This is a genomic window from Paenalcaligenes hominis (assembly GCF_011927625.1).
GTDB lineage: Bacteria > Pseudomonadota > Gammaproteobacteria > Burkholderiales > Burkholderiaceae_B > Paenalcaligenes > Paenalcaligenes hominis.
Map to the genome: position 1 here is coordinate 552,016 of NZ_JAATIZ010000003.1, position 22,389 is coordinate 574,404.

General features: G+C 48.5%; 23 protein-coding genes and 1 pseudogene. 13 read left to right on the forward strand and 11 right to left on the reverse strand.

Going from position 1 to position 22,389, the window contains the following annotated elements:
* Position 1: 1 nt before the first annotated feature.
* Complete coding sequence (locus tag GGR41_RS09760) at positions 2-742, reverse strand: flagellar brake protein (RefSeq protein WP_167661663.1); 741 nt, start codon at positions 740-742, stop codon at positions 2-4.
* A gap of 130 nt (positions 743-872) precedes the next feature.
* Between GGR41_RS09760 and GGR41_RS09765 the strand changes: the two genes are divergently transcribed.
* Complete coding sequence (locus GGR41_RS09765; RefSeq protein ID WP_167661664.1) at positions 873-1,310, forward strand: YidB family protein; 438 nt, start codon at positions 873-875, stop codon at positions 1,308-1,310.
* 36 nt (positions 1,311-1,346) lie between these two features.
* On the opposite strand, the gene GGR41_RS09770 is transcribed toward GGR41_RS09765, so the two are convergent.
* Positions 1,347-2,624, reverse strand: a complete 1,278-nt coding sequence (locus GGR41_RS09770) for a bifunctional O-acetylhomoserine aminocarboxypropyltransferase/cysteine synthase (RefSeq protein WP_167661665.1) — start codon at positions 2,622-2,624, stop codon at positions 1,347-1,349.
* Between the two features lie 181 nt (positions 2,625-2,805).
* Between GGR41_RS09770 and GGR41_RS09775 the strand changes: the two genes are divergently transcribed.
* Positions 2,806-5,334: an AsmA family protein gene (locus GGR41_RS09775; RefSeq protein WP_167661666.1), complete on the forward strand. Its 2,529-nt coding sequence runs from the start codon at positions 2,806-2,808 to the stop codon at positions 5,332-5,334.
* A gap of 10 nt (positions 5,335-5,344) precedes the next feature.
* Complete coding sequence (locus tag GGR41_RS09780; protein ID WP_167661667.1) at positions 5,345-5,716, forward strand: MOSC N-terminal beta barrel domain-containing protein; 372 nt, start codon at positions 5,345-5,347, stop codon at positions 5,714-5,716.
* Here the strand turns inward: GGR41_RS09780 and GGR41_RS09785 are convergent.
* From GGR41_RS09785 to rsmD, 3 genes are all read right to left on the reverse strand, one after another.
* Positions 5,708-5,962 carry a YfhL family 4Fe-4S dicluster ferredoxin gene (locus tag GGR41_RS09785; protein ID WP_077733825.1) on the reverse strand — a complete coding sequence of 85 codons (255 nt, stop codon included), beginning with the start codon at positions 5,960-5,962 and terminating at the stop codon, positions 5,708-5,710. The genes GGR41_RS09780 and GGR41_RS09785 overlap by 9 nt on opposite strands.
* A gap of 68 nt (positions 5,963-6,030) precedes the next feature.
* Positions 6,031-6,528 (reverse strand): pantetheine-phosphate adenylyltransferase, encoded by a 498-nt coding sequence (gene coaD, locus GGR41_RS09790; protein ID WP_167661668.1) that lies wholly within the window; start codon positions 6,526-6,528, stop codon positions 6,031-6,033.
* Positions 6,529-6,581: 53 nt separating this feature from the next.
* Positions 6,582-7,181, reverse strand: coding sequence for a 16S rRNA (guanine(966)-N(2))-methyltransferase RsmD (rsmD, locus tag GGR41_RS09795; RefSeq protein ID WP_167661669.1), 600 nt, complete (start codon positions 7,179-7,181; stop codon positions 6,582-6,584).
* A gap of 381 nt (positions 7,182-7,562) precedes the next feature.
* Between rsmD and ftsY the strand changes: the two genes are divergently transcribed.
* The gene (gene ftsY / locus GGR41_RS09800; RefSeq protein WP_420873524.1) at positions 7,563-8,657 is read left to right on the forward strand and encodes a signal recognition particle-docking protein FtsY; all 1,095 of its coding nucleotides are present in this window, start codon (positions 7,563-7,565) and stop codon (positions 8,655-8,657) included.
* Here the strand turns inward: ftsY and GGR41_RS13275 are convergent.
* Positions 8,654-10,168: a CYTH and CHAD domain-containing protein gene (locus tag GGR41_RS13275; protein WP_167661671.1), complete on the reverse strand. Its 1,515-nt coding sequence runs from the start codon at positions 10,166-10,168 to the stop codon at positions 8,654-8,656. The genes ftsY and GGR41_RS13275 overlap by 4 nt on opposite strands.
* Positions 10,169-10,179: 11 nt before the next feature.
* Positions 10,180-10,983, reverse strand: coding sequence for an IclR family transcriptional regulator (locus tag GGR41_RS09810; protein WP_167661672.1), 804 nt, complete (start codon positions 10,981-10,983; stop codon positions 10,180-10,182).
* 114 nt (positions 10,984-11,097) lie between these two features.
* Here GGR41_RS09810 and ribBA point away from each other — a divergent pair, with 114 nt between their 5' ends.
* From ribBA to GGR41_RS09840, 6 genes are read left to right on the forward strand one after another with little or no spacing between them, the layout of a single operon-like run.
* Positions 11,098-12,252 carry a bifunctional 3,4-dihydroxy-2-butanone-4-phosphate synthase/GTP cyclohydrolase II gene (ribBA, locus tag GGR41_RS09815; protein WP_167661673.1) on the forward strand — a complete coding sequence of 385 codons (1,155 nt, stop codon included), beginning with the start codon at positions 11,098-11,100 and terminating at the stop codon, positions 12,250-12,252.
* A 19-nt stretch (positions 12,253-12,271) separates the two neighbouring features.
* Positions 12,272-12,781 (forward strand): 6,7-dimethyl-8-ribityllumazine synthase, encoded by a 510-nt coding sequence (gene ribH / locus GGR41_RS09820; RefSeq protein ID WP_077733820.1) that lies wholly within the window; start codon positions 12,272-12,274, stop codon positions 12,779-12,781.
* The gene (gene nusB / locus GGR41_RS09825; RefSeq protein ID WP_077733819.1) at positions 12,771-13,274 is read left to right on the forward strand and encodes a transcription antitermination factor NusB; all 504 of its coding nucleotides are present in this window, start codon (positions 12,771-12,773) and stop codon (positions 13,272-13,274) included. The genes ribH and nusB overlap by 11 nt, the downstream gene beginning before the upstream one ends.
* 8 nt (positions 13,275-13,282) lie before the next feature.
* A complete protein-coding gene (thiL, locus tag GGR41_RS09830; RefSeq protein WP_167661674.1) occupies positions 13,283-14,254 on the forward strand; it encodes a thiamine-phosphate kinase in 972 nt (323 codons plus the stop codon).
* A complete protein-coding gene (locus tag GGR41_RS09835; protein WP_167661675.1) occupies positions 14,251-14,748 on the forward strand; it encodes a phosphatidylglycerophosphatase A family protein in 498 nt (165 codons plus the stop codon). The genes thiL and GGR41_RS09835 overlap by 4 nt, the downstream gene beginning before the upstream one ends.
* A 12-nt stretch (positions 14,749-14,760) precedes the next feature.
* Positions 14,761-15,312, forward strand: a complete 552-nt coding sequence (locus tag GGR41_RS09840; RefSeq protein ID WP_167661676.1) for a CinA family protein — start codon at positions 14,761-14,763, stop codon at positions 15,310-15,312.
* On the opposite strand, the gene pyrF is transcribed toward GGR41_RS09840, so the two are convergent.
* From pyrF to GGR41_RS09855, 3 genes are all read right to left on the reverse strand, one after another.
* A complete protein-coding gene (gene pyrF / locus GGR41_RS09845; RefSeq protein WP_167661677.1) occupies positions 15,309-16,124 on the reverse strand; it encodes an orotidine-5'-phosphate decarboxylase in 816 nt (271 codons plus the stop codon). The genes GGR41_RS09840 and pyrF overlap by 4 nt on opposite strands.
* Before the next feature lie 122 nt (positions 16,125-16,246).
* The gene (gene groL, locus GGR41_RS09850; RefSeq protein WP_167661678.1) at positions 16,247-17,899 is read right to left on the reverse strand and encodes a chaperonin GroEL; all 1,653 of its coding nucleotides are present in this window, start codon (positions 17,897-17,899) and stop codon (positions 16,247-16,249) included.
* A gap of 48 nt (positions 17,900-17,947) precedes the next feature.
* On the reverse strand, positions 17,948-18,235 hold the full coding sequence (locus tag GGR41_RS09855) for a co-chaperone GroES (protein WP_077733815.1): 288 nt from the start codon (positions 18,233-18,235) through the stop codon (positions 17,948-17,950).
* A gap of 240 nt (positions 18,236-18,475) precedes the next feature.
* Here GGR41_RS09855 and GGR41_RS09860 point away from each other — a divergent pair, with 240 nt between their 5' ends.
* The 3 genes from GGR41_RS09860 (at position 18,476) to ahpF (ending at position 22,120) form a co-directional block, all read left to right on the forward strand.
* A complete protein-coding gene (locus tag GGR41_RS09860; protein ID WP_167661679.1) occupies positions 18,476-19,684 on the forward strand; it encodes an acetate/propionate family kinase in 1,209 nt (402 codons plus the stop codon).
* Between the two features lie 198 nt (positions 19,685-19,882).
* Positions 19,883-20,446, forward strand: a complete 564-nt coding sequence (gene ahpC, locus GGR41_RS09865; protein WP_077733814.1) for an alkyl hydroperoxide reductase subunit C — start codon at positions 19,883-19,885, stop codon at positions 20,444-20,446.
* A 120-nt stretch (positions 20,447-20,566) separates the two neighbouring features.
* Positions 20,567-22,120, forward strand: coding sequence for an alkyl hydroperoxide reductase subunit F (gene ahpF / locus GGR41_RS09870; protein ID WP_167661680.1), 1,554 nt, complete (start codon positions 20,567-20,569; stop codon positions 22,118-22,120).
* A gap of 126 nt (positions 22,121-22,246) precedes the next feature.
* Here the strand turns inward: ahpF and GGR41_RS09875 are convergent.
* A pseudogene (locus GGR41_RS09875) lies at positions 22,247-22,389 on the reverse strand (transposase); the annotation flags it as partial.

Sequence of the window (22,389 nt, forward strand, 5' to 3'; positions counted from 1 at the left end):
CCTATGCCAAGCCGCGATCGCGGGCAATTTGTTTGCGTTCTTCGGCCATAATAAAGTTTTGAATGCGAATGAGCTGGGAGGCGTTGGTGTCTTTAAAGGCGCAGCCCACCAAAGGCAGTTTTTTTCCTGCATTTAAAGTTTGGGTTTGGCTACGCATAAGATGCAAATTGACTTTGGCTCGACCCACCTGAGGCAGATGGAGCTCACACCCTGTTAATGTGGTGTGGACAAGCTCGGAGAGGCGTTCGTCAGGATCAATCAGTGCGAGACCGCTTGCGCTAATATCATGAATATCAAAACGATGACTTTGATCGTCTAGCGTAATGGAACATTGAGCGGCGCTTTCAAAGGTAGGCCGAATCCTGAAGTTTTCACGGCGTTGAATGCGATAGAGAAAAGCGGGCAGGGGCCCAGCTAAAGCAGGACGGCCTTCAAAAGCAGTGCTGTATAATGCAGAGACCTGAAATTTAATGCTGACGCTATCCAAAATAGCATCAAAGAACGCCACTTCGTTAGCAATTAGTTGAGCATTAATCGTTTGTTGAGCCGCGCTATCAATAAGGATGGTGTCATTCGTAAAGTCTAGATGCACCAGGGTAGTAATGACGGCATGCTGAGGGTTACCGCTATGCATACGCAAAAGTACGCCTTGGTCTAGGAGCTGCTGTAAGATCTTATCGACTTCGGGCAAAGAGTCGATACGATAGGGGTCGTAGCTGGCAGTATCTAAGATTTGCGACATAGCGAAACACAATTGAAAAACAAAGTAACAAATTTTATTAATTTTACCTTGTTTAGTTAACGATGCATATCTTTTAAACTAAGGGCTTAAACCCTTATTTATTTTTAACCCTTTTTTGCAAGAGCATCGCATGAGTTTTTTAAATTCCATGTTATCTATGGCTGCTTCGTTTAGCGGCGATCAAAAAAAACAAGATCAAGCCAGCGTATTAAGCGCCTTAGTACAGGTAACAAACCAGTATCCTGGTGGCTTGCCTGCCTTGTTTGAGCAGTTCAAGCAAGGCGGCTTAGAAACGGTATTGAAATCTTGGATGAGCCAACATACCGAATCTATTCCTGTGCAGCCTCAGCAACTAGAGCATGCCATGGGTTCCTCGTTAATTAATGACCTAGCGGTTAAAAGTGGTTTAAATCAACAAGTGGTAGTACAGTATTTAGTGCAGTTATTGCCGTTGTTAATTAATACGCTCGCTAAAAAGGGCATTATTTCAGAAACAGCTATTCCTGAAAAACTTGATACTGAGTCGATAATGACGGCGGCATTAAGTTTATTAAACAGAAATAAATAAAAAAGGGCCCTAATGAATAAAAAGGGCCTTTTTTAATTATGATTGGCTGGCCTCAAGGGCTTGTTCGATATCAGCCAAAATGTCATCAATATGCTCAATCCCAATGGATAGCCGCACCATATCTAAACTGACCCCTGCTTTTTCTAGCTCTTGTTCGTTGAGCTGACGATGGGTAGTGGTAGCCGGGTGGCAGGCCAGTGATTTGGTGTCGCCAATATTGACTAACCGTAAAATGAGCTGGAGGGCATCAATAAATTTTGCACCGGCTTCGCGACCACCTTTGATACCAAAGCTTAGAATCGCAGCGGGCTTGCCGTCAAAATAGGTTTGAGCTAACTCGTAGTCAGCATGGGAACGCAGACCGGCGTAGTGCACCCAGTTAACATGGGGGTGCTTTTCCAAGTATTCAGCAACTTTAAGCGCATTGTCAGTATGACGTTCCATGCGCAGAGACAGCGTTTCAATGCCTTGAAGAATTTGGAAGGCGTTAAATGGCGAGAGGGCAGCACCAGTATTGCGCAAAGGCACAACGCGACAGCGACCAATAAATGCCGCTGGGCCAAAGGCTTCGGTGTAGACTACACCATGATAAGACGGGTCTGGCTCATTTAAAATAGGAAAGCGATCTTTATGCTTAACCCAATCAAACTTGCCCGAGTCCACGACAGCACCTGCAATGGTTGTGCCATGCCCGCCCATGTATTTAGTTAGGGAGTGCACCACAATGGCTGCGCCGTGTTCAAAGGGACGACACAAGGCAGGCGAGGCAACGGTATTGTCTACAATAACCGGAACCCCATGACGCTCGGCAGCAGCACACAATGCTTTAAGGTCAATAATATTGCCAGAGGGGTTACCAATCGTTTCGCAGAAAATAGCCCGTGTTTTAGCATCAATTAAGGCTTCTAAGGCGGCAATGTCGTCATGGGATGCAAATTTTACCTCAATGCCTTGACGCGGCAGGGTGTGGGCAAATAGGTTATAGGTACCGCCGTATAGCTTACTTACCGAAACAATGTTGTCACCAGCCTGTGCAAGGGTTTGGATAGCATAAGTGATTGCTGCCATACCTGAAGCAACGGCTAAAGCGGCTACCCCACCCTCGAGCGCAGCAACGCGCTCTTCGAGCACGGCATTGGTTGGGTTCATGATGCGGGTATAAATGTTACCGGGGACTTTAAGGTCAAACAGGTCAGCGCCATGCTGAGTGTTATCGAAAGCATAGGAAGTGGTTTGATAAATAGGTACGGCTACCGCCTTGGTAGTCGGATCAGGCTGGTAGCCCGCATGAACGGCTAAAGTTTCAAATTTCATGGCAATAGTAAGAGTAGAGATTGAAAAGTATGCAGATTGAAGGTTTAGGTACTACAGAGCAATATAAACTATCAATGTGCATTTTTAGTTATATGTAAATGAAGCGGACACGCTGTATTTACTTGTTCACCTAAGCATCTAAGATGCTTATATAGTAGCTGTTTTAGGATTTGATACCTAGATGAAAAAATGGTTTAAACGAGGGCTATTCACTTTAGTGGTCTTAGTAATCGTTGCCTTAGTTGGGGCAGCGGTTTTTTTACTCACTTTTGATCCGAATGCGTATAAGAATAAAGTTGAGCAGCTCGTTTACGAGCGCTACCAGCGTCATTTGACCATCGAGGGCGATATTGAGTTGTCGCTATTTCCCCGCATAGGGCTTGCGGTCGAGCATGTGTCTTTATCCAATCACAACAACGAATCTACCTTTGCATCGGTGGATAGTGCGCGCTTTGCTATTGCGGTATGGCCGTTATTGTGGAATCGCTTGGTAGTAGATCATGTGGCGGTCAGCGGCTTTAAGGTGTGGGTACAACGTGATAACGCAGGCAATTTTAATTTTTCTGATTTACTGCGCAAGCCAGCCCCGCTCACTAAACAGGCAAGCAGCTCACTCAACCCCATTCCGCCTGCTCAGGCCAAAACACCATCATTGGTGCCAGATGCGACCCAAGCAGAGTTCCAAATCGACATTGCTGGTTTAGATCTAAAAGAAGGGGAAATCCACTTTTACGATCAAGACACTACGACGCAAATGCGCTTGGTAAATCTAGAGCTCAATACAGGCCGTATGACGTTTGCCCAGCCTTTTGATGTGATTTTCAAAGGGAATTTACAGGGTGAACAGCCCATTGCCCAAGCCACACTCGAAGGTCAAGCCCTTGTTCAGCTTGAGCCCCATCTACATCGCTACAGTGCACAGAAAATCAATATGAATTTGGTGGGTAAGGTCGGCGCATACACAGCACAAAGCGCTACGTTGCGTGGCGCTCTCGAGGCCTTAACCCATACCGAAGACTTACGAGCACGCCAGCTTGAGCTAGTAACCCAAGGTAAATGGCAAGACGAAACCCAAGAGCTACAAAAAGTTCAGGTCAATTTGAATGCGGCTCAACTGAATCTAAAGCGTAATTTACAGTTGTTGCATACCCAAAAAATGCAGTTGCGGGCTTCCGCCTTTCTTCCTGTGTCCGAGGGGGCGGTAGAGCACAAGCTTGAGCTAGCTTTTGACGCGCCAAAAGTCAACGTGGATACGGACCAAGTTAGTGCAGACCCCGTGGCTTTTTCCTTTAAGCAAAACCAAGGCCAACACATGTTTGGCATTAACATCCGTAGTAAACAGCTTGAGGGCAGTCTAGATCAGTTTACAGCGCAAGGCTTACAAATCGACGTGGCAGGTAAAGACGGGCAGCGCGCCTGGAAACTCGACATGCTGAGCGCCTTAACCTGGGCGCAATCGTCCAAAACGCTTTTCTGGTCTGATTTAGTCGCTAATCTGGTACTCGAGGACGAAAACTTAACTCCTAATCCTGCTCAAGCAAAGCTGACGGGTGCCGGTTCCTGGGCCATCCCCGAGCAACATCTGGCTTTTGAAGGCCAATGGCAAAGTGCGAACACACAAGCCGTGGTGCAATCCACGTTAACTCATAAGCAAGACTGGCTCTTACAGCTTGATGTCAATGCAAACGAGTTAGATTTCAATCCCTGGTTGCGCCAACCTGGCGCCAGCTCTAAACCGACTACTGCCTCTACGCCGTCCGTTCAGACTAAGCTCTTACCCAGTTATTTTGACTGGGCAGGTTTGCACACCAAGCTAACACTACAGGCCGAGGCCTTACGCTATCGGCACTTACAAGCTCAAAACGTGACAGCACAACTCGAACAACGGGATAGGACTTGGCATTTACTGCCCTCTACAGCACAGGTTTGGGGTGGGGCAGCACAAGCCGAGGGCAGTTGGCGCCATAGCGATGGGCATGCCCAGCTTCGTGTCGCAGCACAAGACATCCACTTAGCTGCTTTTACCGAACAGCTCAGTCCCCGTTTACGTCTATCAGGTCAAGGCGATCTGAAGGCAGACTTAAGTACGCACGGTTTTACGCCCTTAGCCCGGCGTGCTTATTTAGATGGCACCCTAGACTTAAATGCTACCTCGGGGCAGCTCATTGGATGGAATCCATGGCAAACCTTAGAGCAGTCTCACGACGCTGTACGCAACGTATTCAGTGGCCAAGTCATACGTCCTACAGAGCATAGCGATGCGCAATCCAGCATGGCGTTTAATGCATTACAGTTAGCTTTAGAGTGGCAACAAGGCCAAGCTTTAATTAAAAAGGGTCTGCTTCAGGCCGATGGTTTAACCCTGAACACACAAGCCCCTTCGTATTTTGATACGGTAAACCAACAGCTAGATGTGGCTCTGCAATTGCAACTGGATGCCAAAGCGTTACCGGAAAGTAAACAGCGACTGCACGAACTAAGCTCGCATCCTTTTTATGTTCGTCTGAGCGGGGCGTGGCAGCAGCCTCTGGTACGAGTTCAATGGCAACGCTTAGAGCAACCGATTATTACTGATGCCATGGATCATGGTTTACTTAGTTTATTAGGTCGTCCTGATCCAAATGGTATGCCTCTTGGCCTAAAAGAGGCCGCCCCTACGCCAGAGCTTAAAACCTTAGGGGACACCTTAAAAAGCTTACTGAAAAACTAAAGGAAAAAAGATGGTAAGTCCTATCTTATTTGGCCCGACAATAGCGCTCGACAAGCGCTATAGCAATCAATGGTTTTTAACAGATGGAAAAGGCAAGGCGCTAACCGCATCCGATTGCGCTGCACTCACCCAACTCGAGCTACGCACTAAGCTGGGGTACTTACAAGTCCGCGCACCAGGCATGCTGCTATTAGAACTCGCACTGGATGTATTAGAAGACGATGATAGCGTCAGGCTACAGGCGAGTGCTGACGATGGGACGCCAATAGCAGCTATTGATGAGGGAGTGTTAGCGGCGACGTGGTTTAGTCATGTAATAGGGCAGCCTTGTCTTTTATTGAAAAAAGACCCTGGCCACCCAGACAGCCCCGATTTAGCTTAAGCCGCCTGTTAGACGTTTGTACTTCACTAGTAGCTGCTCTTGGCTTTCTTGGTGATCGGGGTGGACTTCAATGCACTCGACAGGACAAAACACAATACATTGAGGCTCGTCGTGGTGACCCACACACTCGGTACACAGATCAGGGTTAATTTCATAGATCTCTGCGCCCATGTAAATAGCGGTGTTAGGGCATTGGGGCTCGCACACGTCGCAGTTGATGCATTCTTCGGTAATAAATAAGGCCATGATAATAAACGCTTAAAGCCTAAAAGGGATAGACTTCAGTGTAAACCCTTTTAGGCATAAAAGCGAAGTTAGCCTTTGTTCTGGCGGTAGTAAGCTGACTTGGTCACCAACCAACGCTCAACCGATGGAAAGACAAACTTGCTGACGTCGCCACCTAGTAACGCAATTTCGCGCACGAAGGTGCCGGAGATAAATTGGTATTGCTCGGAAGGGGTCATAAACAAGGTTTCGACCTCGGGTAACAAATTACGGTTCATGCCCGCCATTTGGAACTCGTACTCGAAATCAGACACTGCACGTAAACCACGCACAATCACGCGTGCGTTTTGTTCGCGCACAAAGTCTTTTAATAACCCCCCAAAGCTTTTAACCTCTACATTCGAGTAATGGCTAAGGACTTCTTGGGCAATTTCCACCCGTTCTTCTACAGAGAAAAAGGGGTGTTTGTTTGGACTATGTGCCACAGCGACCACTAGGTGATCAAACAAATTCGCTGCACGGCGAACTAAGTCTTCATGACCTCGAGTCAGTGGATCAAACGTTCCAGGGTAAACAGCAGTAATCATAGTGAATTCAAGGAGAGAGTTGGGTTGTCGTTTTGTTGTTATTAAAGAGGGTGTCACAGAATGGGGAGGGTATTGTCCGCATTATTGTCTGTTTTTGGATTCACAGCAAACTCTAAGAGTTGAAAGTGAACATGTCCTGCCTTTTGTTGGCGTAAACTGCTAAAGTTTGATGGGATAGGAATAGGGGCTTCACTTTCTACATAGATTAAAGCATCTGCTTGTAAAATAGTAGGAAGATGTGCCCAAATAGCCTCTAGCCAGTCCTGATGAAAAGGGGGGTCTAAAAAGACCAGGTCGTACGGTTTATCGGCACGTTCTAGCACATGCATCGCATCGCCATTATGAATGCGAACCTGATGGGCTTGTAATTTATTACGTAACGCACGTAATGCCGTCACTGCGTCGGGGTTTTTTTCTACCATTTGCACGAATTCGACACCGTGCGAGGCAGCTTCAAAACCCAAGGCTCCCGTACCTGCAAATAGGTCGAGCACACGTTTTGAGCTAAAGTCATCACCCCAAAAGTAGCGTAACCAATTAAACAACGTTTCGCGTACACGATCCGGTGTAGGACGTAAGCTGAGAGCATCGATGACGGGAATAGGAGTGCGGCGATATTGACCGCCCACGATGCGAATAGTATTTTTTTTCATGCCAAATAAGAGCGTGATCTAACAAATTAGGTTTAGTGTAAAGCCATGTTTAGTTTTTTTAAAAGACGTAAAGCGAAAAAAGAGCAAGAACAACAAGAACGCGAGCTACGCGAACAAGACGTCGCTGCAACAGAAACGGCGCCTCCAGAGCCAGCGCCGACGGATGGCGATGCGCTTGCCGTGATACCAGAGATAACGCAGCCGGCGCCTGCCGTGTTACCTTCTGCATCCGAAATTAAGTCGCCTGCAGTGCCAAGTCCTGCGGTAGCCGAGACCGAGTCTAAACAGCATTTGCTTGACACAGCCGACCTCACCATCACAGATTCGATTTTTATCGAGAAAAAGCGTGAGCCAACTGAACCTGTGGTAGAAGTACAACCGGTGACAGAGGTCTTGACACCCCCCACAGAAATAAATGTACCCTCGTTGCCAGAGCCAGAGCCAGAGCCAGAGCCAGAGCCAGAGCCAGAGCCAGAGCCAGAGCCAGAGCCAGAGCCAGAGCCAGAGCCAGAGCCAGAGCCAGAGCCGGCTCTTGGGGTGGCTTCGACACAAGAAAAACCCACTAAAGGCTCGTGGTTATCACGTCTACGTCAAGGTTTATCGCGTACGGGCCAAAGCCTAACCACTCTATTTGTAGGGGTGAAAGTAGATGAGGACCTTTTTGAAGAGCTCGAAACGGCTCTTATTATGGCGGATGCCGGTGTAGAGGCAACCGATTCCTTATTAACCGAACTGCGCGCCCGAGTCCGAAAAGAAAAAATTACCGATGCGGCTGAGGTAAAAAGGGTATTGCGCGATGCCTTAACACAGCATTTAACACCGCTTGAGAAAAATTTTGCTCTAGATGCAGCCAAGCCCTTGGTCGTCATGATTGCTGGTGTCAATGGCGCAGGCAAAACCACATCAATTGGTAAATTAGCCCATACGTTTCAACAGCAGCAAGCCAGTGTGTTGTTAGCAGCCGGGGATACATTCCGCGCGGCAGCGCGAGAGCAACTGGTGGAATGGGGCAACCGTAACCACGTGCAGGTCATCGCCCAAGAGGGCGGCAACCCAGGGGCAGTTGCTTTTAATGCGGTGGCAGCTGGTAAATCCAGAGGGGCTGATATTGTAATGGTGGATACGGCTGGACGCTTACCTACCCAATTGCATCTTATGGAAGAACTAAAAAAAGTAAAACGTGCTATTGCAAAAGCCGATGCGGGCGCACCGCACGAGTGCTTATTGGTTATAGATGGCAATACCGGACAAAATGCACTCGCACAAATCAAAGCTTTTGATGCGGCAGTAGGCTTAACAGGTTTGGTCGTCACTAAACTGGATGGCACGGCAAAAGGCGGTATTCTTGCGGCCGTGGCCGCAGGTAGTAACGGCGTACGCCCCATCCCTGTGTATTGGATTGGCGTGGGCGAGGGCATGCATGATTTGCAGCCCTTCGTCGCCAGTGAATTTGCCGGCGCGTTACTAGGGGATTAATTCTCTTGCTGTAACTTAAGACGTTGCGCTTGCAATGAGTGCAGCGTCTTTTTGCATTTAGCCTGGTATTTATGTATCTTTTTTTGCAGCCAATCTAAGGCAAACTGCTTTTGTTCGGGCGTCGCGGCTTGCTCGCTGTACCAATCTTGGGCGACATACGCATCGCATAAGTCGCCTAAGTGATCCTGGGCCTTGGCTAAATAGACATACAGTTTTGTGCTTTCATCATAGCCGAGTGCTTCTAGGTTATAGCGCAAGCGTTTAATTTGATTGCGTAGATAATGGTGATCGACTGGCTCTAGGCTTTCAAATTGTGTGCACAACGTTTGAATACCTGTCCAGCTTTGTTCTAGACGTCGTGCCAAACGAGCGTTGTTCTCTGGTTTAATTGCCTGTTTTTTTAAGCCTTTCTCTAATACAAGACATTTTAAGTTATCTAATAGCAGTAACTGAAACGCTGAATCAGCTGCTAATCGTCTTGGATTACGTTTGACCCGCTTGGGTGGGGCAAGTTTTTTGGCAGCTGGCAAACCGGCCGCAATAATTTTGGGTTGTAGCTCAAGCCACAACATATCTTTATCACGCCAACGGCCAAATTTACGGTAGTGCTTCAGCAGCAACGTAGCGTGTTTTTTCTCAGACTTACGCAACCAAGGCTGAAAAAGCTGGCGGCATGAACGCAAGCGGCGCATGCCTACCCGCATTAAGGTTAGATAATCGGCTTGGAGTGTTTCGGAAACGTGGATTTCATCCACGCCAGCTAAAAAGGCCGCGTTACGTATAATTTGTGCTAAAAAACGCTGACTGGATTGATGGTAAAGGGGGCTTAATTCAATCTGAGACACCGTCGGAGTTTGCCCTAGACGGTAGGGCTGCCCAGCAATAGCACGTGCTGCTTCAGCCCCACTTAATGAAGGCATATCAAAAGACGTGTTTTCATAGAGTGCATCACCGCGCTCAGACTTAGAGCGTAGTTCAATCAGTAAGGGCAATACCTTTAACCATTGAGCACCTAATTGAAAAATGGCTTTGACATCCCCTGATTTAAGCTCAAATTCCACTTCACTAATAGGCAGACTATGATTTTTCGCCTGAATTTGGCCCACGTCCCACGCAATTTCAATCGTTGAGCCTTGGTGGTTCACTAGCGCAGTCGTACGTAAGACCTCTGTTTGATAGCGTAGGTCTAAAGGCGTAGTTAAGGCGACAAATAATGCCTCTGCTGCCGTACCGTGATAGAGATTTAAATCCAAGACGGGCTCTGGGCGTACATGGTTAAATTCAATCACACTTAACTCATCTTGCGCCCTGAGCTTTAATGTTTGCACCCATTGCTCGCCTTCACGTCGCAAGCGCAGCGCCGCGTGTTGGCGTGCTAAATCGCGCTGAGGCGTATCAAAGTAACGCGCAGCTAAGCGTTCAGGTGCCTGATTCTTTATCAACGTCATCAATTGATTGACGGCTGCCTGTTGCGCAGTGGGGACATAGAGTTTAAGTTCGCGTTCTAGCACGGTAGTAATAATTAAGTAGGGCTATAGCCTAAAGCTGAAGAAATTTTATGGGCGCAAGTCGTAATGGCTTGGGCAATGGGGCCATCTAAGCTGACATCGAACACGGCAGTAGGTCCAATGCTAGTTAAGGCAAGCACAATATTACCGGAATGATCAAACACAGGCACAGAAATTGCGTCAATACCGGGCAACGGATTACCCAGTGCCTGAGCCGCACCTTGGGTACGAACATCGTTAAGCAAGGCTTGAAAATCGTGCTCTTCGTATTCCAAATGGGTGCTACGTAGCACAGCGCTATCAGCAAACTCACGGTCTAGGTAGTGTTGAGCTACCTTCGGTGCTAACCAGGCGGCAAAGACATGCCCTGTGGCCGTATAACGCATTGACATGACAGTGCCTGCGCGCATGTTCACGTGAACGGGGTAGCTGGCTTCACATAAGTGCACAATAGTGGGCCCGTGCGACCCCAATACCGCTGTCGCCAAGGTATGACCGATTTCTGCAGCGGTTTCGGTGACGATGGAGTGAGCCGTACGCAACGGGGTCGAGTGGTGTAGGCTGACTAACCCCATTTGCATAGCAAAAGGCCCTAATTCATAATGGCCAGTAATAGCATCTTGACGTACCAAACCTACATTAATAAAACTAACTAAATACGGATGGGCTTTGGCTGAGGTCATCTCAGCGGCAGCAGCGAGCTCGCCTAAAGGTAGAGGGTGAGCGGCTTGAACTAAGGCCGCTAGCAGACGATGACCGGTTTCAACGGATTGAATACGACGTCGTCCTGCATCGGTAAAAGAGGAGGCAGTGCTCATAAAAAGGGGCTTTACTAAAGGCGATAAAAAATTAGTGGAGTATTTACTATAGAAATTGTACCTAATTGCGTAGCAGAGGCTAAAATAGGCCTAAATTAATCTGGCAGGGCAATTATGAATCAGCAAACAAACACAACGCACAGCGGCGTATACGATATTTCTCCTATTACTGACATTGTGGCCGAGCTTCGTGCTGGGCGTATGGTCATTCTAGTTGATGAAGAAGACCGAGAAAACGAGGGCGATCTGGTCATGGCGGCCGAGTTCGTCACACCCGAAGCCATTAATTTCATGGTGACGCATGGACGTGGTTTAGTTTGTCTGACCCTAACCGAAGAACGCTGTCAGCAGCTAGATCTACCTTTAATGGCGGTGCGTAATGGCACTCGTTTTGGTACGAATTTTACGGTTTCCATCGAGGCCGCTGAAGGGGTAGAAACCGGTATCTCCGCGGCGGATCGTGCTAAAACTGTACGCGCCGCCGTGGCACGTGATGCACGGCCCTCAGACTTGGTTCAGCCTGGGCACATTTTTCCACTAAAAGCTGAAAATGGGGGCGTGTTGGTCCGTGCCGGTCACACCGAAGCCGGCTGCGACCTCACTCGAATGGCTGGCTTAACCCCTGCTGCAGTCATCTGCGAGATCCTCAACGCTGATGGGACCATGGCGCGTTTACCACAGTTAATTGAATTTGCTCAGCAACATAACTTAAAAATCGGTACTATTGCCGATCTTATTCAATACCGTAGTGCCCACGAGTCAATGGTCGAGCGTTTATTCGAACAAGACATGACAACGCCGTGGGGGCGTTTCCGTGCTATTGGTTATAAAGATCTGGCTTCGGGGGCGCCGCACCTTGCTTTGGTGCATGGCGACATCGACCCAAACACAGAAACATTGGTTCGAGTACACGAGCCCACCACTGTGCTGGATTTACTCTGTGCCGATAGCGATGATCACAGCTGGAGCATTCCTGATGCCTTAGCAACCATCTCAAAAGCTGAGTCAGGTGTGGTGGTAATGCTAAACTGTCAGGGCGCAGAAGATAAAATCTTCGAGCAATTTACTCTGCGCAGTCCAGAACAAACCGAAGCGCTTGCGCGCGCTGCCGAGCATCGTTATGACTTGCGCACTTACGGCATTGGTGCACAGATATTGCGTGACCTAGACGTGGGCCAAGCCCGTTTGCTAGCACGCCCCCGTAAAATGCCAAGTATGACTGGTTTTGCCCTTACCATAACGGGCTACTTGACCGAACCCACCGCTTAATTTTGTTTGGAGTCTACCTATGAAGCCCTATTTTGTTGAACCGGATTTAAATGGCGAAGGCCTACACATTGGTATCGTGCGTGCACGATTTAACGAGGAAATTGGCCTAGCCCAACAAGAGGCATGTATAGCAGAGCTCATCCGTTTAGGGGTGGATCCTCAAGACATCACTGTATTTAGCGTGCCTGGTGCCCTAGAGGTTGGTGTGGCTGTCATTCAAATGGCTGAAACCACCGAGTTCGATGCGCTTATTGCATTAGGGGCAGTAGTACGTGGTGAAACCTATCACTTCGAGGTGGTCAGCAATGAAAGCGCTGCTGCCATTGCTCGTGTATCCATTGGTACCGGTTTGCCTATTGCAAATGGCATTCTCACTGTAGAAAACGAAGAACAAGCCAATGTACGTGCCGCAGAAAAAGGCCGTGATTGTGCTCAAGCCGCTATTGAAATGGCTAACTTACTGTCGTTGCTTGAACCAAGCGACGATGATTTTGACGACGAGGACGAAGATTTTGACGATGAAAACTAATTCTGTTGATTTTGAACAGGATGAACTAAGCGGTACACCTCGTCACCGCGCGCGTGCTTTTGCCGTGCAGGGCATCTATGCTTGGCTTATCCGTGGTGCTGATGGCCTGCAAGAGTCAGGGGCTATTGATGCGCATATCCGCGGTGAAAAAGGCTTTGATACGTGCGATACCGAATGGTATCGCACCATCTTGTTTGGTGTAATGCGTGATTCAGCGGTACTCCAAGACCAGTTCAAACCTTTTGTAGATCGCGGCATCGAAGAGCTCTCCCCCATAGAACATGCAGTCCTGTTACTGGGTACCTACGAGCTCATGCACCACATCGAGGTGCCTTATCGCGCCACTATCAACGAGGCCGTCGAGCTAGCAAAATCGTTTGGTGGTACGGATGGTTTCAAGTTCGTTAATGGCGTACTCGACCGTGTCGCGGCTCAAGTGCGCCCAGCCGAGTTCAAAAAGTATCAAGCCAGTCGCTCAAAAAAACGATCTTAGGGGGCTTTATGGCAGCTTTGAGTGAATTTAGTTTAATTAAAACCTATTTTAATCAAGCTGCCCCCGAGGGGTATTTAGGCATTGGCGATGATTGCGCTCTGTTTGGGGTGCAGCCAGGCTATCAACTGGCCGTTAGTACCGATACGCTCATCGAAGGGCGTCATTTTTTTTCTGATGTAGACCCGTATCAGTTGGGTCACAAAGCACTTGCTGTCAATCTGTCTGATTTAGCCGCCATGGGCGCAAAACCAACGGGGTGTGTGTTGGCGCTGGCTTTGCCTTCTGTCCAAGAAAGCTGGCTACAGGCATTTAGTGCCGGGTTCTATGACCTAGCCAAACAAGCGCACTGTCCTTTAATCGGCGGTGACACCACCCGTAGCCATGCTGACATAGTCTTAACTGTGACGGTTTTTGGTCAGGTTCCTATGGCGCAGGCACTGCGTCGAGACGTGGCACGAGTGGGCGATGACATCTGGCTCACCGGCACCTTAGGGGCGCCTGATCTAGCATTGCGGTATTTATCTCAACACTTAGCGCATGATCCGCAGCGCCTGGCTTCCAGTCGGCCGCTGCTTGAGCAACCCAATCCACCTATTCATTTTGCTCCTCAATTGCTTGGCTATGCCCATGCTGCCATTGATATTTCAGATGGTTTGCTCCAAGACTTAGGGCATGTCTTAACTGCCAGCCACTGTGGGGCAGAGCTCGACTGGGAACGTCTTCCCATACATAGCGCTTTACAGGGGCTAAGCCCCGAGCTGCAGCAGCAGTGCGTGCTGACTGGCGGGGATGTCTTTCAGCTTTGCTTTACCGCTCCTGCTGAACACCGTGCGTATTTGCTCGAGCTCGCAACGCAATGTTCGATTCAATTAAGCCGTATAGGTCACATCACCCATCAACAAACAGGTTTAGTGGTCTACCACCAAGGCAAAGCCCTAGACCTGCCTCAACGTGCGGGTTTTGATCATTTTTTATTATGATAGCTAAAACAGCAAAACGACCCAGTTTAGCGTGGGTATGCGCAAAACCTTGGCGCTTTTTTGCCTTTGGCATGGGGTCAGGTGTGATTTATCCAGGGCCCGGCACGTGGGGCACGGTATGGGGCTGGCTTATTTGGTTAGCCGCCTTACAGTTTATGCCATTAATTTGGGTTCCCTTTTTTTTACTGGGCAGCTTTTTGCTTGGTATTTGGCTGTGTCAAAAAACAGGAGACGAGCTAGGGGTATCCGATCACGGTGGGATGAACTGGGACGAAGCCGTGGCCATTTGGCTGGTATTATGGGCTATGCCATTTAATACCTGGTGGATGCAGGTCTTCGCTTTTGTGTCATTCCGATTCTTTGATGTAATAAAACCCACCCCTATCCGTTGGTTTGATCAACGTGTAGGCGGTGGCTTTGGCGTCATGCTAGACGATATTATTGCCGCTCTGTACAGTCTACTTGTGATGTATGGGGTCGCCTATTTCTTATAGGAGCAGCAAACCATGTTTTCGTCCTCTATTAATCAGGCGGTACACAATTTGGCGCAACGCCTGCTTGCTGAGCAGGTTTATATCACTACAGCCGAGTCCTGCACGGGCGGCTTAATTGCAGCCGCTTTTACAACGTTGAGTGGTTCTAGTGCCTGGTTCGAGCGTGGCTATGTCACGTATAGCAATAGCGCTAAACAAGAGGACTTAGGGGTCTTGATTGACACCCTGGAACGCTACGGGGCCGTTAGCGAGCAAACCGCTATGGAAATGGCTAAAGGGGCACTGGAAATGGCGGCTCAAGCTGATGTGGCTCTTGCTACGACCGGTATCGCCGGACCCACCGGTGCGACACCCGGCAAGCCGGTAGGCATGGTGTGTTTTGGTTTTGCACGTCGTACCGACACTGGCATTGTGGCCCACGCGTTAACACAGGTTTTTACGGGCGATAGAGACCACGTGCGTGAACAAGCGGTATTATTTGCCGTTACCCAAGCCATTGATGTGGTGACACCCCATTTGGTACCACCACAGCCTAGTGTAGAGCGAACCGGTTTTGTGGACTAACGCGCCGCATTAATCGCGTCGCGTGTTTGCTTGGCGACCCGTGCCGCAGCGTCTTGCCAGTCGTTGCCGGCACTGGCATATAAAATAGCACGCGATGAGTTAATCATCATTCCAGCGCCTTGGCTGTCAAGGCCAGCATTTACGGTAGCAGGGATGTCTCCCCCTTGGGCACCGATACCGGGTACTAACAAGGGCAAATCACCTACTACTGCACGCACCTTGGCGATTTCGTCAGGAAATGTGGCGCCGACAACCAAGGCACATTGACCTGTGTGTGCATTCCATTGCTCAGCTACCAATTTAGCCACATGTAAATAAAGTGGCATGCCATCTACCTGTAGAAACTGCAAATCCGAGCCGCCGGGATTAGACGTACGACACAGTACGATCACGCCTTTATCTTTCCACTCAAAGTAGGGCTCGACCGAATCATGACCCATATACGGGCTAACTGTGATGGCATCAGCCCCATAACGCTCGAAGGCTTCAAGTGCATAGTGCCGCGCCGTAGAACCGATGTCCCCCCGTTTTGAGTCCATGATGATGGGAAGGTGAGGGTGGTGTTGTTTGATGTAGGCGCAGATACGCTCAAGTTGGTCTTCGGCTTTAATGGAAGCGAAATAGGCAAATTGCGGCTTAAACGCACTGACATAGGGCGCGCAAGCGTCCACCATTCCTGTGCAGAAATCATAAACGCCGGTAGCGGAACCTTTTAGGGCTTCAGGTAAACGGTTTAAATCGGGATCTAATCCCAACGTTAGCAAAGAGTTTTGCTGGGCCCAGGCGGTGCGTAATAGAGAAGTAAAAGTCATAACAAGGCAGAGTCTATAGTAATAGCGTCTATTATACGTGCCTACAAAAAAAGCCTCTGTTTAAAACAGAGGCTTTTTGGGAGGGCGAAGGTGCGGTGTGCACCTTCAGGGGTAGACTGAGCTTAGAAGCCCATGCCACCCATACCGCCCATGCCGCCCATACCACCCATGTCGGGCATACCAGCTTCTGGCTTGTCTTCGGCAATCTCAGCCACAGCGACTTCAGTTGTAAGCAATAGGCTTGCAACGGAAGCAGCGTTTTGCAGTGCTGTGCGAGTTACTTTAGTTGGATCAAGAACACCTTGCTCTACTAAGTCACCGTACTCACCCGTTGCTGCGTTGTAGCCGTAGTTACCTTCGCCTTGTGCAACTTGGTTTACGACTACGCTGGCTTCTTCGCCTGCGTTGCTAACGATAGTGCGTAGAGGCGCTTCGATAGCACGTAGTACCAACTTGATACCGGCTTCTTGGTCAATGTTTTCAGCTGTCAATGCTGCAACGGCTCGGCGAGCGCGGATTAGGGCAACACCACCACCAGGAACAATACCTTCTTCAACGGCAGCACGAGTCGCGTGTAACGCATCTTCTACACGTGCTTTTTTCTCTTTCATTTCTACTTCAGTGGCCGCACCAACACGGATCACAGCAACACCGCCAGCGAGTTTAGCCACACGCTCTTGCAGTTTTTCACGATCGTAGTCGGAAGAGGCTTCTTCGATTTGCGCACGAATTTGTTTTACGCGGGCTTCGATAGAAACGTTATCACCGGCGCCATCAATGATGGTGGTGTTTTCTTTGCCTACTTCAACGCGTACAGCTTGACCTAGGTGGGTTACGTCAGCATTTTCTAGAGACATGCCAGTTTCTTCGGAAATGACGGTACCGTTGGTGAGTACGGCAATGTCTTCCAACATGGCTTTACGACGGTCACCAAAACCAGGAGCTTTTACAGCTGTGGCTTTTAGAATACCGCGGATGTTGTTAACTACGAGTGTCGCTAGGGCTTCGCCTTCTACATCTTCTGCAATAATCAACAAAGGACGACCATCTTTAGCCACTTGCTCTAAGATAGGTAGTAAATCACGAATATTGCTGATTTTTTTGTCGAAAATCAAGATGTATGGGTTCTCTAGAACCGCAACTTGTTTTTCAGTATTGGTGATGAAGTAAGGAGAGAGGTAACCACGGTCGAACTGCATACCTTCAACCACGTCAAGTTCGTTGTCTAGAGACTTGCCGTCTTCAACAGTGATCACACCTTCTTTACCTACTTTGTCCATTGCGTCGGCAATGATCTTACCAATAGAGGCGTCGCTGTTAGCAGAAATAGAACCTACTTGAGCGATTTCTTTGGTGGTGGTGCAAGGACGGGATAGAGCGCGTAGCTCGTCAACCGTAACCGCTACAGCACGGTCAATACCACGCTTGAGGTCCATTGGGTTAATACCAGCCGCAACGTATTTCAAACCTTCTTCTACGATAGCTTGAGCTAATACGGTGGCGGTTGTGGTACCGTCACCTGCATTGTCAGAGGTTTTGGAGGCAACTTCTTTAACAAGCTGAGCACCAATGTTTTCGAATTTGTCTTTGAGTTCAATTTCTTTAGCAACGGACACACCATCTTTGGTTACGGTAGGTGCGCCAAAAGCACGATCTAGAACCACGTTGCGACCTTTAGGGCCCATAGTGGTTTTAACAGCGTTTGCTAGAGTGTTTACACCACGAACAATACGGGTGCGGGCGTCATCGCCAAAGTACACTTGCTTTGCAGCCATGATAATTCCTTAAATTTGGTAATGTTGAAAACGTATGAACGGGAGGTCTTATTCAAAAACAGCGAGTACTTCTTCTTCGCGAATGACGAGAACTTCTTCGCCGTCGACTTTAACGCTTTGCCCTGCGTACTTACCAAACAATACTTTGTCGCCAACTTTTAGTTCCAAAGCATGAACGGTACCGTCATCGGAGCGTTTGCCAGGGCCTACTGCAACCACAGTACCTTGATCTGGTTTTTCGGTGGCACTTTCAGGGATAACAATACCAGACGCTGTTTGACGCTCGTTGTCCAAACGCTTGACGATCACACGGTCGCCTAAAGGACGTAATTTCATGAGATGAACTCCTGTTCTAAAACAAGTTGGTCAATTGAAAATTGATGTATTTTAAGTAGTTTAAGAGTGAGTGTTAGCACTCTACCCCTCTGAGTGCTAATTATAAGGGCGACTTTTGTTATTTCAAGGGCAAGCGCCTAAATTATTTTTTATCTTTGAGTTTTAGCAGGGTGAAGGTAGCTAGGGGGACTCTGGCACACAGGCCCTTAGCAGGTGAACCAGCCGATCAAGAGGTATATCATGAGTGAAACACTTATTGTAGTGAATGCAGGCAGCTCCAGCTTGAAGTTTAACGTCTACCAATTACCCGTGGCGCAAACGGCTGATGTAGACGAACTTACGTTTTTGTACGGGGGGCAGGTCTCAGGCATCGGTACAGAGCGAGCTCACTTTGCCGTCAAGGGGGCAGTAGGACAACTGCTAGAAGATCAAGCGCTGACGCAAAACCAAGGTCAAAGTCTGCATGCAGCCCAAGACCTGCTGACCCGTTGGTTAAAACAGCACTTATCCAAGCCGCCCCTCGCCGTAGGCCATCGTATCGTTCATGGTGGCGCCCACCTAAAAGAAAGTGTGGTAATTGACGATGACGTGCTAAGGTATCTAGCAGACTTGGCGCCTTTAGCTCCTTTGCACCAAGAAAATAACTTAGCCCCCGTGCGCGTGGTACGCACGCATTGGCCAAATTTGACTCAGGTCGCCTGTTTAGACACAGCCTTTCATGCCGATCAGCCAACTTTGCATAAATACTATGCGTTGCCCCAAGCTTATTTTGATTTGGGTGTACGGCGTTATGGCTTTCATGGGTTATCTTACCAATACATTTCTGAATACTTAGCTCAGCATCTTCCCGATGCGTATTTAGGCCGCACACTGGTGGCTCATTTAGGTTCAGGGTGTTCAGCGTGTATGATGCAACAAGGTCAAAGTGTCACCAGCACGATGGGGTTTACCGCGTTAGATGGCTTACCCATGAGCACTCGGCCAGGTCAGCTCGATGCAGGGGTGGTATTGTGGTGGATGCAAGAACAGAAAAAAGATGGCGCCGCGATTCAAGACCTGCTGTATAACCAGTCTGGGCTTAAAGGCTTATCCGGTCTAAGTGGTGATATGCGAACGTTATTAGCCAGTCATCTAGAGTCCGCTCAGTTAGCCATTGACTACTTTGCCTTGCGTACCGCAGAAAGCCTAGTTAGCCTCGCTGTATCGACACAAGGCATGGATAATATTGTCTTTACTGCTGGGGTCGGCGAAAACAGTCCAGAGATACGAGCTAGAATTTGTCACCATTTAAGCTGGTTAGGGGTTAAAATAGATCCAGAGCTAAATACTGAAAATGCAAAGAAAATTTCAGCTCCAGACAGTGCTATAGGGGTTTGGGTTATTCCCACTAACGAAGAGCTCGTCATTGCACGTGAAACATTACGGCGTTATCACGAGACGCACCCCTAACCTAGCCAGTTAACCTTTAGTTTAAAGGGTTTATTTTGTCACTTAGCCCTGCTACTCTTTTTGTGCTGATTGGTTTTCTTATGCTTGGTTTATAGTTAAAAGCTATCGAATCAATAAAATTAATCAATTTTACAAATTGATAGTGAATTTCTATAATGAAATCACTGTCACAAATTAACCAAAAACGGGAGATTACAGATGTCTTTGATCAATACACAGATCCTACCTTTTAAAGCTATGGCTTACCACAATGGTGAGTTTAAAGAGTACACCAACGAAAGCATTGCCGGTAAATGGTCTGTTTTCGTATTCTACCCAGCCGACTTCACTTTTGTATGCCCAACCGAATTGGAAGACCTAGCAGATAACTACGCTGAATTCCAAAAATACGGTGTTGAAGTGTTTTCCGTGTCCACCGACACGCACTTTGCACACAAGGCATGGCATGACACTTCCGAAGCCATCGGTAAAGTGAACTACCCAATGCTAGCTGACCCAACACATCAGTTGTCCCGCAACTTCCAAGTGCTAATCGAAGAAGAAGGTCTAGCACTACGCGGTACATTTATCGTAAACCCCGAAGGTCAAATCAAGACCATGGAAGTTCACGACAACGGTATTGGTCGCGATGCAAAAGAGTTGCTACGTAAAGTGAAAGCCGCTCAGTACATTGCTAAGAACCCCAACGAAGTTTGCCCAGCCAAATGGGAAGAAGGCGCGAAAACATTGGCTCCTTCTCTAGACCTAGTCGGCAAGATCTAATCGGGATCTGCTTAGAGATGGTGCAACTACCATCTCTTAAAGGCGCCCGATCAGCTCGGGCGCTTTTTTTGCCCAAAATTCTCTCATGCCCTCATTACTATCGAAAAGGAAGCCATCATTATGTTAGATGCAGGTTTAAAAACACAGCTTAAAGCGTATTTGGAAAACATCACGCACCCAATCGAGCTAATTGCGTCACTCGATGAAGGCGCCAAGTCAGTCGAGTTGCGCGAGTTACTGCAAGAAATAGCAGAACTTAGCCCTGCTAAGGTTTCATTCAGTGAAAACGGAAATAATGCGCGCAAACCGTCTTTTAAAATTCAACGACTAGAAAGTGATGTGGCAGTGGATTTTGCTGGCATTCCTTTGGGTCATGAATTCACGTCGTTAGTCTTGGCATTGCTACAAGTCGGTGGCCACCCCATCAAGATGGATGAGATGGTGGCAAATCAAATCCGTGGTTTAGATCAAGACTTGGTGTTTGAAACCTATTACTCATTAAGCTGCCAAAACTGCCCAGATGTGGTCCAAGCACTCAACGCAATGGCCGTGTTAAACCCACGTATCAAACATACTTCCATTGATGGCGCCTTATTCCAAGACGAGGTGAAAGAGCGTGAGGTCATGTCCGTACCTGCCGTATTTTTAAACGGAGCAGAGTTTCATTACGGTCGCGCTAATGCCGAAGAGCTATTGGCCAAATTAGGTACAGGCAACAGTGAAGAACAAATTGCAGCACTGAATGAAAAAGAGGCTTTTGATGTGCTGATTGTGGGTGGTGGTCCTGCTGGTGCGGCAGCCGCTATTTATGCTGCGCGTAAAGGTATTCGCACGGGTGTGGTAGCCGAACGATTTGGCGGTCAGGTACTAGACACCATGTCTATCGAGAACTATATCTCAGTGCAATATACTGAAGGCCCACAATTTGCAGCAGCACTCGAAGCGCATGTCCGTGACTACGACGTAGATATCATGAATGTGCAGCGTGCGGAAAAACTCATCCCTGGCAAGGAAATTCAGTTGCAGCTTGAAAATGGCGCGACCTTGAAAACCAAGTCTCTGATTTTGGCTACTGGCGCACGTTGGCGCGAGCTAGGTGTGCCCGGCGAGGCAGAATACCGTAACAAAGGGGTCGCTTACTGCCCACATTGCGATGGCCCGCTGTACAAAGGCAAAGACGTAGCGGTTATTGGTGGTGGTAATTCAGGCGTAGAGGCCGCTATCGATTTAGCTGGCTTAGTGAATCATGTCACATTGATTGAGTTTGGTGATGCGTTGCGTGCTGACGAGGTGTTACAGCGTAAATTGCACAGCCTACCTAACGTAACCGTCATTAAAAAAGCGCAAACCACCGAAGTGCTGGGCGATGGTTCTAAAGTCACTGCCTTACGCTATGTAGATCGCGACACGCAGCAAAGTCATGACGTGGCATTAGATGGCATATTTGTGCAAATTGGACTCGTTCCTAATAATGAATGGTTAGGCGATGTCATAGAGCGCAGCCCACATGGTGAAATCGTTATCGATGACCGAGGCCAAACCTCGATTCCCGGTGTATTTGCTGCCGGCGACGCCACCACTGTTCCTTATAAACAGATTATCATTGCAGCAGGCCAAGGCGCTACAGCCGCTTTAAGTGCTTTTGATTATTTAATTCGATCATCTGTCGAGTAATTCAATCGATTCGCTTCGGCTGAACAACCCACCCTTAACGGGTGGGTTTTTTTATCAAATCGCGCGGAAAACCCCGCGGTTCAGGGCGGAGATGAATAGCGCGGACGCGCTAGCGTCTTCGTATCCCCTTGGCGTCTGTTGTTGCTTAATGTCTTGTCGGACGATCTCGATAGTCGCACCGCCACAACTTCCGGCAAAGTAGCTCGGCGACCAGAGAGCACCGCCCCATAGTTTGTTGTGAATACTCGGATGCTTCTTTTTGCGAATCA

What these genes read in the sequence shown, in the direction of transcription:
- GGR41_RS09775 (WP_167661666.1), top strand. Translation starts at nt 2,806, where the DNA reads ATGAAAAAATGGTTTAAACGAGGGCTATTCACTTTAGTGGTCTTAGTA.
- GGR41_RS09780 (WP_167661667.1), top strand. Translation starts at nt 5,345, where the DNA reads ATGGTAAGTCCTATCTTATTTGGCCCGACAATAGCGCTCGACAAGCGC.
- GGR41_RS09765 (WP_167661664.1), top strand. Translation starts at nt 873, where the DNA reads ATGAGTTTTTTAAATTCCATGTTATCTATGGCTGCTTCGTTTAGCGGC.
- rsmD (WP_167661669.1), bottom strand. Translation starts at nt 7,181, where the DNA reads ATGAAAAAAAATACTATTCGCATCGTGGGCGGTCAATATCGCCGCACT.
- thiL (WP_167661674.1), top strand. Translation starts at nt 13,283, where the DNA reads ATGGCAGCTTTGAGTGAATTTAGTTTAATTAAAACCTATTTTAATCAA.
- nusB (WP_077733819.1), top strand. Translation starts at nt 12,771, where the DNA reads ATGAAAACTAATTCTGTTGATTTTGAACAGGATGAACTAAGCGGTACA.
- ahpF (WP_167661680.1), top strand. Translation starts at nt 20,567, where the DNA reads ATGTTAGATGCAGGTTTAAAAACACAGCTTAAAGCGTATTTGGAAAAC.
- GGR41_RS09860 (WP_167661679.1), top strand. Translation starts at nt 18,476, where the DNA reads ATGAGTGAAACACTTATTGTAGTGAATGCAGGCAGCTCCAGCTTGAAG.
- GGR41_RS09770 (WP_167661665.1), bottom strand. Translation starts at nt 2,624, where the DNA reads ATGAAATTTGAAACTTTAGCCGTTCATGCGGGCTACCAGCCTGATCCG.
- GGR41_RS09840 (WP_167661676.1), top strand. Translation starts at nt 14,761, where the DNA reads ATGTTTTCGTCCTCTATTAATCAGGCGGTACACAATTTGGCGCAACGC.
- GGR41_RS09760 (WP_167661663.1), bottom strand. Translation starts at nt 742, where the DNA reads ATGTCGCAAATCTTAGATACTGCCAGCTACGACCCCTATCGTATCGAC.
- GGR41_RS09810 (WP_167661672.1), bottom strand. Translation starts at nt 10,983, where the DNA reads ATGAGCACTGCCTCCTCTTTTACCGATGCAGGACGACGTCGTATTCAA.
- GGR41_RS09835 (WP_167661675.1), top strand. Translation starts at nt 14,251, where the DNA reads ATGATAGCTAAAACAGCAAAACGACCCAGTTTAGCGTGGGTATGCGCA.
- ribBA (WP_167661673.1), top strand. Translation starts at nt 11,098, where the DNA reads ATGAATCAGCAAACAAACACAACGCACAGCGGCGTATACGATATTTCT.
- GGR41_RS09785 (WP_077733825.1), bottom strand. Translation starts at nt 5,962, where the DNA reads ATGGCCTTATTTATTACCGAAGAATGCATCAACTGCGACGTGTGCGAG.
- pyrF (WP_167661677.1), bottom strand. Translation starts at nt 16,124, where the DNA reads ATGACTTTTACTTCTCTATTACGCACCGCCTGGGCCCAGCAAAACTCT.
- GGR41_RS09855 (WP_077733815.1), bottom strand. Translation starts at nt 18,235, where the DNA reads ATGAAATTACGTCCTTTAGGCGACCGTGTGATCGTCAAGCGTTTGGAC.
- groL (WP_167661678.1), bottom strand. Translation starts at nt 17,899, where the DNA reads ATGGCTGCAAAGCAAGTGTACTTTGGCGATGACGCCCGCACCCGTATT.
- coaD (WP_167661668.1), bottom strand. Translation starts at nt 6,528, where the DNA reads ATGATTACTGCTGTTTACCCTGGAACGTTTGATCCACTGACTCGAGGT.
- ribH (WP_077733820.1), top strand. Translation starts at nt 12,272, where the DNA reads ATGAAGCCCTATTTTGTTGAACCGGATTTAAATGGCGAAGGCCTACAC.
- ahpC (WP_077733814.1), top strand. Translation starts at nt 19,883, where the DNA reads ATGTCTTTGATCAATACACAGATCCTACCTTTTAAAGCTATGGCTTAC.